At 41.1% G+C, this 9,313-nt stretch carries 7 protein-coding genes; 1 reads left to right on the plus strand and 6 read right to left on the minus strand.

Annotated features, from left to right (window positions below; all coding sequences use genetic code 11):
- Positions 1-49: 49 nt before the first annotated feature.
- Complete coding sequence (locus H7254_RS11340) at positions 50-1,486, minus strand: NAD-dependent succinate-semialdehyde dehydrogenase (protein ID WP_301933074.1); 1,437 nt, start codon at positions 1,484-1,486, stop codon at positions 50-52.
- 186 nt (positions 1,487-1,672) lie between these two features.
- On the opposite strand from H7254_RS11340, the gene H7254_RS11345 reads away from it, so the two are divergent.
- On the plus strand, positions 1,673-1,843 hold the full coding sequence (locus H7254_RS11345; protein ID WP_301933075.1) for a hypothetical protein: 171 nt from the start codon (positions 1,673-1,675) through the stop codon (positions 1,841-1,843).
- Between the two features lie 567 nt (positions 1,844-2,410).
- Here H7254_RS11345 and H7254_RS11350 read toward each other — a convergent pair.
- The 5 genes from H7254_RS11350 to H7254_RS11370 all read right to left on the minus strand — a co-directional run.
- Positions 2,411-3,712, minus strand: coding sequence for an aspartate aminotransferase family protein (locus tag H7254_RS11350; protein ID WP_301933076.1), 1,302 nt, complete (start codon positions 3,710-3,712; stop codon positions 2,411-2,413).
- 63 nt (positions 3,713-3,775) lie between these two features.
- Complete coding sequence (locus tag H7254_RS11355) at positions 3,776-4,858, minus strand: NAD(P)/FAD-dependent oxidoreductase (protein WP_301933077.1); 1,083 nt, start codon at positions 4,856-4,858, stop codon at positions 3,776-3,778.
- A 22-nt stretch (positions 4,859-4,880) separates the two neighbouring features.
- Positions 4,881-5,351 (minus strand): FAD-dependent oxidoreductase, encoded by a 471-nt coding sequence (locus H7254_RS11360; RefSeq protein WP_301933078.1) that lies wholly within the window; start codon positions 5,349-5,351, stop codon positions 4,881-4,883.
- A 9-nt stretch (positions 5,352-5,360) separates the two neighbouring features.
- Positions 5,361-6,737: a RagB/SusD family nutrient uptake outer membrane protein gene (locus H7254_RS11365; protein WP_301933079.1), complete on the minus strand. Its 1,377-nt coding sequence runs from the start codon at positions 6,735-6,737 to the stop codon at positions 5,361-5,363.
- Positions 6,738-6,755: 18 nt separating this feature from the next.
- The coding region (locus tag H7254_RS11370; protein WP_301933080.1) for a SusC/RagA family TonB-linked outer membrane protein at positions 6,756-9,313 on the minus strand (2,558 nt) is incomplete at its 5' end.

Genomic DNA, 9,313 nt, shown 5'->3' on the forward strand with positions numbered 1-9,313 from the left:
AATTATTAATTATTAATTAGGATTAAGAATTCTCTACAATTCGAAATCCTCAAATCCCTCCAATACTCACCAGCTTCAATTGCAAATATTCATACAATCCTTCGCTGCCACTTTCATGTCCCTGTCCACTTTGTTTCCAGCCGCCGAATGGTAATTCGGTTCCATGGGGTGTCCATTCATTAATGCCCACCATGCCAAATTCCAGTTGCTCTGCGGTAGTAAACGCCGTAGTAATGTTGTTGGTAAAAACATAGGAGGCCAACCCATAGGGCGTATCATTTGCCCGGGCAATTACTTCCTCCATATTGTTAAAAGAAAACAGTGGTAATACCGGTCCAAATATTTCATTGTGTGCCAGCACGGAAGCAGCACTGCAATTGGCTACAACAGCCGGTTGTATAAAATATCCCTTTTTTAAATGCGCAGGCATTTTGCCGCCAGTTAAAATGTGCGCCTTCTCATCTGTAGCTTTTTTTAAAAGTTCATTTACACCATCCCGCTGTCTGGATGTGATCAATGGTCCCAGTTGTACACCTTCTTCAAAACCGTTCCCTACTTTTAATTGTGCCACCTGTTTGCTTACTGCCTCTGCAAACTCATTATAAATATTTTCCTGCACATAAAAACGTTGTGGTGCGATGCAAACTTGTCCATTGTTTCTGAATCTTGCGAGTGACGCAGCTTTTGCAACAGCCTGTACATCCACATCGTTGTAAATAATTACCGGCGCATTGCCACCCAATTCCAAAGAGAGTTTGGTACTGGTTTTGGAGGCCCCATCCATTAAAATTTTACCCACTTTGGTGCTGCCGGTAAAGCTTATTTTTTTTAACTGCGGATGGTTCAACATGGCTTCACCTATCAGGGCGGCATCTCCGGTTAAGACATTTAATACTCCTGGAGGCAGGCCGGATGCTTCGAGTGCTTTGGCTAAATGCAATCCTGCCATCGGTGTAAATTCAGATGGTTTGGCCACCACCGTACAACCCGCTGCCAGTGCTGCAGCCCAGGCCCTTGCCGGGTTATAGGCCGGAAAATTCCATGCAGTAATTACACCAATAACACCCATCGCCTGCCATTGCGTAAAGCTTCTTTTATCAATCCGGTTGGTGGGGATGGTTTTGCCATAGGCTCTTTTCCCTTCCTCTGCATACCATTCAAAAAGGTTGGCCGCTACTATAAATTCACCCTTTGCTTCGGTTATTGGCTTTCCACTTTCGTTCACCATATCGGTGGCAAGTTCCTCCACATTATCTCTTATAAATTGGGCAGCTTTTTTTAATATTCCGGCTCTGAAATAAGGCGTGGTTTTACCCCATGTTTTAAAAGCGTGGCTGGCTGCATCAATTGCAGTATTGCAATCATCGCCATTGCCAAACGAAATATTTCCGATCACTTCTTCGGTGGCCGGATTAATCAATGGAATGGTACCATTGCCAATTGCATTAATCCATTGTCCATTTATAAATTGCTTTACTTCCATCATATTAATTTTTATTGGCCCTGATTATATTTATTTATCTTTTCAATGATAGTTTAATTATTCCTCCCGTAATCAGGGGGCTTACCTACGGAACGCAAATACAATGATTGTTATTTTCTACAAATGGATAACTCCTGCGGAGTTACGTTGTACTAAGTTTAAACCTAAAAAATAAAAGAACTTTTTAATATGATGATAGATGTTGCTCATACACATTTTAAGTTTCCGGCTCCATGGGTGCCTGCGCTTTGTAAAAATTATCCAACTACCATTTCGCTCCATCGGAGCGGCCCCTTAAAATTGAATGCAGATGGGGGCGTACCTACGGCACGCAAATACAATGTTTGTTCTTTTCTATAAATGGATAACTCCTGCGGAGTTACGTTGTACTAAGTTTAAACCTAAAAAATAAAAGAATTTTTTAATTTGCTGATTAATGTTACTCATACACATTTTCAATTTCCGGCTTGATGGAGCCGCCACTTTGTAAAAATCCTCTACCTATAATTTCACTCCATCGGAGTGTCCCCTTAAAATTGAATGCAGATCAGGGGGCGTACCTATGGCACGCAAATACAATGATTGTTGTTTTCTACAAATGGGTAACTCCTGCAGAGTTACGATGTAACAACTTGTAACCTAAAAATAAAAGAACTTTTTAATCTGCTGATAAATGTTACTCATACACATTTTCAATTTCCGGCTCCATGGGAGCCACCGCTTTGTAAAAATCATCCAACTACCATTTCGCTCCATCGGAGCGGCCCCTTAAAATTGAATGCAGATGGGGGCTAATCTACGGCACGTAAATACAACGATTGTTATCAATTACAAATTGATAACTCCTGCGGGCTTACGCTGTACCAACTTTCAACCAAAAAAATGAAAGAACTTTTTAAACAATCGCTTTTTTACAGCATTTCATTTTCAATAACTTAAAATTTCTTTCAGCCCATTTTCAATAATGTTCAGTCCTTTATTTAATAGCGCTTCGCTAATCACCAGCGGACTAAGAATGCGCACTACATTGCCATTGATACCCGCATTGATTACGATTAATCCATGTGCTGCACAATACCCTATCAATTTTTTACAACTATCCCCGTCAGGCTGAAAAGGATCTCCATTTTTTACCAGTTCGAAAGCCATCATAGCTCCCAGCCCCCGCACATCACCAATGGCCGGAAATTTATGCTTCATTTTATTAAACCGTACCCGCACAATATTACCTACTTTTTCTCCGAGTGTATTGATATCAATGGCTTCCATGTATTCAATGGTTGCCAATGCGGCAGCACAGCAAACAGGATTGCCTGCGTAGGTACCACCAATGGTAGAAGGCTGGCAACTGTCCATAATATCTGCTCTGCCAATTACACAACCTATCGGCATACCGCTACCCATTGATTTTGCCCAGGTGGAAATATCCGGGGTTACATCAAAATGCTGGTAAGCAGCCCACTTTCCGGTACGTCCAAAGCCACTTTGTACTTCATCCAATATCAATAATATGCCATTGTCATCACATATTTTTCTAAGCCCTTTTAAATATTTTTCAGGCACTACATTAAAGCCACCTTCTCCTTGAACGGGCTCAATAATAATGGCCGCAACTTGTTGTTGCGGCACTTGCGTTTGAAAGAAAATTTCTAACTCACGTAAATGCAAATGCGAAAATTCATCCTGTTGCAAACCATTGCCATTGCGGTAATAATCAGGGTAGGGCAGGCGGTATACTTCCGGAGCAAAAGGGCCGCAACCTAATTTGTAGCCTACTTTGCTGGTTAGTGTCATTGCCATCATACTGCGCCCGTGAAAAGCGCCTTCATAACAAATAATAGCGGGTCTTCCTGTTGCCTGTCTTGCAATTTTAATAGCATTCTCTACACTTTCTGCGCCAGAGTTGGTGAGCATTACTTTAGTAGAATCTCCATGAGGAAAAAGGGTGGCCAGTTTTTCAGCGAGGCGGGTATACATTTCGTAAGAAGCTACATTAAAACTGCAGTGAATTAATTTTGCAGCCTGGTCTGCAATTGCTTTCACGACAGTTGGGGGACAGTGTCCCGCATTTACCACACCGATGCCCCCGGCAAAATCTATCAGTTCATTTCCATCGGCATCCGTGATAATACCGCCACTTGCGCTTGCTGCTGTAGACGGATTAAAAATCCCAATGGCATTGGGTACAAACTGCTTTCTGTCTGCTAATATTTTTGCTGAGTTGCTCATACTTTTTTGTCGTAGCTATTTTTTTGCAGCAATCAATGTATCATCAATTGCTGCTTTTTTGGTTTACGTAACTTGTTTATTATTATGGGGGTTTTTCATTTTTAAAATGTTGGCTGCAATTTGTGTAGCAGCATTTTTTCCGCTGATGGCCGCACCATTCATATAGCCCTGAAATGCAAGACTGGTATGCTCCCCGGCGAAATGAATATTCCCAACAGGTATCGCTTCCCAGCCAGCCAATGTACTCCATTGCCCGGTTGTAAAACAACTGTAACCGGCTTTGGCAACAGGTGATTTTTGCCAGCAGAATTTTATATTTTTCCCAGAATAATTGCCGGACGAACCCGGGTAAATATTATCCAGGGCTTTTACATAATTGTTGCGCAATTTTTCCTGTTGCTGCGTCAACATTTCATCGCCAAAATCTCCTCCGCCAAAAACGGTAAAACTTCCTTCTTTTTCCGATTGCATCTGACTGCTATCCCATCCACAACCAAATGCTTCATCAGTAAAGGTATACCCTTGTTTACCGGCAGTTCGCCAGGGCTTGCCTTTAAAGCCCATGATGAATTTGCAACTGTTGCCATAACCCAATTCATCAATACAGCGTTTTTTTTGTGCAGGCATTTCGATATTAAGATCAATTTTTCTAAGAACAGAAAATGGTAATGTCATGATAACATGATCTGCGGGTAAGATTAGTTTTTTACCCTGGTTATTGAATGTTAAACTGATGCCATTTTTATCTTGCGTAATGGATTGCAATTGGTGTTGTAGCTTGATATTTTTTTGTACTTTTTTTGTCAGGGTGTCTGTCAGGTGTTGGCTACCGCCTTTAATTTTTAATACCTCGTGATCGCTGCCAAACAGTTCGTATTTTGTATCGGTCACTTTAGGTGCTTCAAACATAATGAGGAAGTTGATGGCAGATTGCTGCGATGCCTCCATGCCATACTCCCGGGTAAGAACTGTGTAGATAAAATCATACAGCCAGCCATCAATACCCAGTTGTTTCAGATATCCTGCAATGGATTGCTGATCGAGTTTCTCAAACGCTGGTGCGGTAGTATAATTAATTGTTTCAGGTAAAGAGCGTATATCTTTTTCAATCTGTGAAGCAAAAGGTTTTAATGCTTCACCCAGCATTTCTTCAGAATAATTTTTGCCACTAAAATAAATCGTTTTGGTTGGTTAACTGTTCCGTACGCAAATCATAAAAATCAAGTTGTAATTCCTTAACCAGTTCAATAATTTCCTCGTGGTTCGTATCAACAAACTCTCCACCAATATCTGTGGTAATATTATCACCAAAATAATTTTTCATGGTGTACATTCTCCCTCCAGTGCGCTTGCCTGCCTCATACAAGGTTGATTGAAGCCCCAGTTTTTGTAACTGATATGCAGCATTTAATCCCGCGATGCCAGCGCCAATAATGGTAATTTTTTTATTGCTGTTAAAATCAGCCGCCTGTAAAAAAGAAGGTAGCATCATCATTCCAGCGCCGATTATTCCTGCGTCCTGTAGAAATCTTCTTCTGCTATTTTGCGTGCTTTTAGTAACCGGAACCGTTGTTTCAATATCGGCTACGGCTTTTCTAAAAGCACTCTTTAAAAAAACAGTAATGGCAAGATGTGGCATACAATATTTTTAAAAACCAGGGTTTTGTTTTACCTGTTGGTTCGTGGCAATCAGTTCTCTTAACGGAATAGGGAACACTGCATTTTCGTTTGGCACGCCTAGTACGTCTTTTATTTTCTGATATCGTGCCAGGTCAAAAAAGCGATGGCCTTCAAAATTTAATTCACTTAATCTTTCATCTAAAACAGCCTGTAAAAAAGCATCTTCACCGGCCGGAGCCAATGCGTCCATACCCCTGTTTTGCCTCACTGCATTCAGAAATGTTAACCCGCCACCAGCAAGCATTTTAGCTTCGGCGGCTATCAGGTAAACTTCTGCCATCCGCATCATGTAGGCAGGATTATTTTTTGTTACCTCGCCCCGGTATTTTAATGTTCTGCCATCGGGTAAAATACCTGCATCGTTGTTGATAAAATCAAGCAACCCACTTCGTTTATCTGTTGGTCTTGATTGAAAAAACATATCAAGTTTTTGATTGGCTAAAAAGAAAATTTCTGTACGCAAAGCTTCGGGCCTTACATAAGTTGTGCCATTAAAAAAGCTTTGGTTCTGTGCATCAAAGCTTAATTCAAAAATAGATTCTGCACTCAGCCGGTTAGAATAAATGGTAGAAAAACTTGTTGCATCCATCAAACTGAAAGTACCTTCATTGATTACTTCAGTAGCCATTGCGGCGGCATTGACCATATCTTTTTTATACAGGTAAACCCTTGCCAGCAGTGCTTTTATAAACACGGCATTGGCATATTTAGCATTTATAAAATCAGCGGGTACAATACTGTTTGCATCGGTAAGGTCTTTTAAAATAGCGGCATACGTATCTGCCACAGTACTTCTTGGTACAATATCGGTAGCCTGTTGCACTTTGGTGATAACCGGTATGCCATTGGGTGATGTAAGATCCCAGTGGTAACCAAACATTCTTAACAGATCAAAATGAGCCAGTGCCCGGATGGCAAGTGCCTGTGCCTTGATCGTTTTCTTCTCGGCCTCTACTAAATTAGGATCGCTGATAACATCCACTGATTGCAAAATAGCGTTGGCAGTTGCAATGGTATTGTACATCGCTACATACATCTTTTCCACATATAAGTTGGAAGAAGTAACCGCATGCTGGCCAATTTCATTCAATGCGGGAATATCATAGCCGCCCTGTGTAAGTGCATCACTGTTAAGGTCGGCCATCAAAGGGTAATAGGCTCCGTAGTATTCTCTTTTCTGCATGGTGCTGTACATGCCCGTTACTGCACTTCGTAAGCCATCAGCATTTTTAAAAACCTCTGCGGTAGGTACATCACTTGGTGAACTAACATCCAGTTTCTGGCAAGAAGATAGTGCAAGCAACGCAACAGAAAAAAAGAAAACATTCTTTATAAAAAGTTTCATGATCAGCATTTTTAAGATTTAAAAACTAAGGTTAACACCCAATGTAAAAGTGCGGGCCGGTGGATAGGCAGCATAGTCTACACCTGCCGTCCTGTCTTGGTTTCCGCCGTTGGAACTTACTTCCGGATCGAACCCTTTGTATTTGGTAAACACATATAAATTTTGCACCTGTGCATACACCTGCAGGTTATTAAACATCTTCATCTTTTTATTAAAGGTATAGGTAAGGTTTACTGTGCGTATTCTAAAAAATGAACCGTTCTCTACAAACATGCTGCTGTTTTCAATATAGTTTTTATTGACAAAAGAATACCGTGGAACATCCGTAACATCCCCGGGCTTTTGCCATCTTTTAAGGGAATTGACAGAATTATTGGCGTACACTTGTGTTAGTCCGCCGTTGTTGCTGTAACCAAGGTTTTCCCATACCGGCCGGATAAGGTTGTATACCTTATTACCGATGCTAAATTGTGTGGCCACCATCAACTCCAGATTTTTATATTTAAAACTGTTGTTTAATCCCCCAAAATAATCAGGCCTTGCGTGACCAAGTACCTGTGCATCGTTGGCATCTATCACACCGTCTTTGTTCAGGTCTTCATACATTGGGCTACCTGTTTGGGGATTTACTCCTTTGTATTTTATACCCCAAAAACTTCCAACCGGTTGACCAGCCTTTAAAATATGGGTAGGGCTTAAATCATTAAAAGCACTCAGTTGCTGGTTATCCACCGGTGTTTTTAAAAGGGTATTTTTTTGATAAGTAATATTGAAATTGGTAGTCCATCTAAAATTGTTGCTATTGATATTTCTTGAGGTAACATTAAACTCCCAGCCTTTGTCCTGCACAGAACCGCCATTGGTAAGCAAGGTTGCAAAACCAGTAGTGCCCGCAATTGGTACATAGTTTAAAAGGTCGGTACGGGTGTTTATAAAATAGTCTGCCGAACCACTGATAAGGCCACCGAAAAATTCATAATCAATACCTACATTGGCACCTTTATTTTTTTGCCAGGTGAGGTTAGGATCCACAATCAGTTTGGGTTTCAGGCCACTTTGTCCGTTATACACTGCAGGTTGCCACAATGGTTTATTTTGATAATCGCCAATTTCCTGATCGCCGGTAAAACCATAACTCGCCCTTACTTTTAAGGCAGTCAGCACTTTGCTATCTTCCATAAAACGCTCCTTATTTAAATTCCATCCTGCACTTACACTGGGGAAATAACCATATTGTTTACCCCGAGGAAAACGCGATGAACCATCGGTACGCAACACAGCACTTAGCAAATATTTGCCATCATAATCATAGGTTAACCTTGCCAGATAAGAATGTAACCGGTTATTGCCACCGGGAGTTACAGGTATACGGGTAATGATGGCCGCAACAGAAACATCCGATAGACTGCTTCCTAAAGGGAAGCCCTGCCCGGCGGTAGCAATTCTATCCGAAGTAGTACCCTGTTGCGTAAAGCCCGCCAACGCACCAATGGAATGTTTGCCAATTGATTTTTGATAATTAAAAATATTTTCGTTTAACCAGGTGGTGCTGTTAAAATTAGCCTTGGTTGCACGGCCACCAATTGGTGCACCATCGGTAGTGATGGGAGATAAAAAAAGCTTGTCTGTCAAAGCAGCATAATCCGTACTCCAGGAAGTTCGGAATTTTAAATTTTTATTGATCTTGTATTCACCAAAAGCAGTTCCTGTAAAACGATAACCATCAGTAAATCCTTTTATTTCATGGGCAGATTTTACGGGGTTATCCGACAACCAGCCTGCCTGGTAATCTTCAAATTTTGCATAGTTACCATTGGCATCATATACCGGCATCAGCGGCGAAGCACCGATGGCGTTGGTAACAATACCGCTATAAGTATCATCGTTAAAGCTTCGGTGGTTAAGGCTTTTACTCATGCTAAGGTTAACGCCTACACTAAATTTATCATTGATAGAATGATCGATGTTGATGCGGGCATTCATCCTTTTAAAATAATTCTCTATCACAATACCCTGCTGATCGAAGTAGCCTGCGCCAATATAGAATTTAGTTTTTTCATTGCCCCCTTTCAGGTTCAACTCGTAATTATTGATGGGGGCGGTTCTAAAAATCTGGTCAAGCCAAACAGTATTGGTGCTGCCAGCAGAATAAGCTAATGGATCGGTTAATACCGTCGGATCAAAACCTGGCCCAAAAGCGGTGTTATCAGCATTGTATATTTTCAGGTCATTGGCCCTGGCTTCCTGTACCATATCCACAAACTGAGTAGAGTTCATAAATTTTATTTTCTTAGCCACCTGTTGAACACCTGTATACATGTTAAAACCGGTTTGTGTTTTACCAGCCTTTCCTTTTTTTGTGGTTACCAACACCACACCATTGCTGGCCCTGGCACCATAGATAGCGGCTGAAGAAGGATCTTTTAAAATTTCGATTGATTCAATATCATCGGGGTTGATGTCAGAAATAGAACTGATGTTTTGCCCCTGTCCAACTTCTTCTCCGGTTGTATTGAATGAAGTGGATAAAGAAGAATTGCTTTCGCTCAACATGGGTATGCCATCTACTACATACA

Origin of the sequence: Ferruginibacter sp. (assembly GCF_014377975.1) — a bacterium.
Taxonomy (GTDB): Bacteria; Bacteroidota; Bacteroidia; order Chitinophagales; family Chitinophagaceae; genus Ferruginibacter.

Excerpts from the sequence above, each read along its gene's own strand:
- H7254_RS11340 (WP_301933074.1), bottom strand. The coding sequence starts at position 1,486 with ATGATGGAAGTAAAGCAATTTATAAATGGACAATGGATTAATGCAATT.
- H7254_RS11360 (WP_301933078.1), bottom strand. The coding sequence starts at position 5,351 with ATGCCACATCTTGCCATTACTGTTTTTTTAAAGAGTGCTTTTAGAAAA.
- H7254_RS11365 (WP_301933079.1), bottom strand. The coding sequence starts at position 6,737 with ATGAAACTTTTTATAAAGAATGTTTTCTTTTTTTCTGTTGCGTTGCTT.
- H7254_RS11350 (WP_301933076.1), bottom strand. The coding sequence starts at position 3,712 with ATGAGCAACTCAGCAAAAATATTAGCAGACAGAAAGCAGTTTGTACCC.
- H7254_RS11355 (WP_301933077.1), bottom strand. The coding sequence starts at position 4,858 with ATGCTGGGTGAAGCATTAAAACCTTTTGCTTCACAGATTGAAAAAGAT.
- H7254_RS11345 (WP_301933075.1), top strand. The coding sequence starts at position 1,673 with ATGATGATAGATGTTGCTCATACACATTTTAAGTTTCCGGCTCCATGG.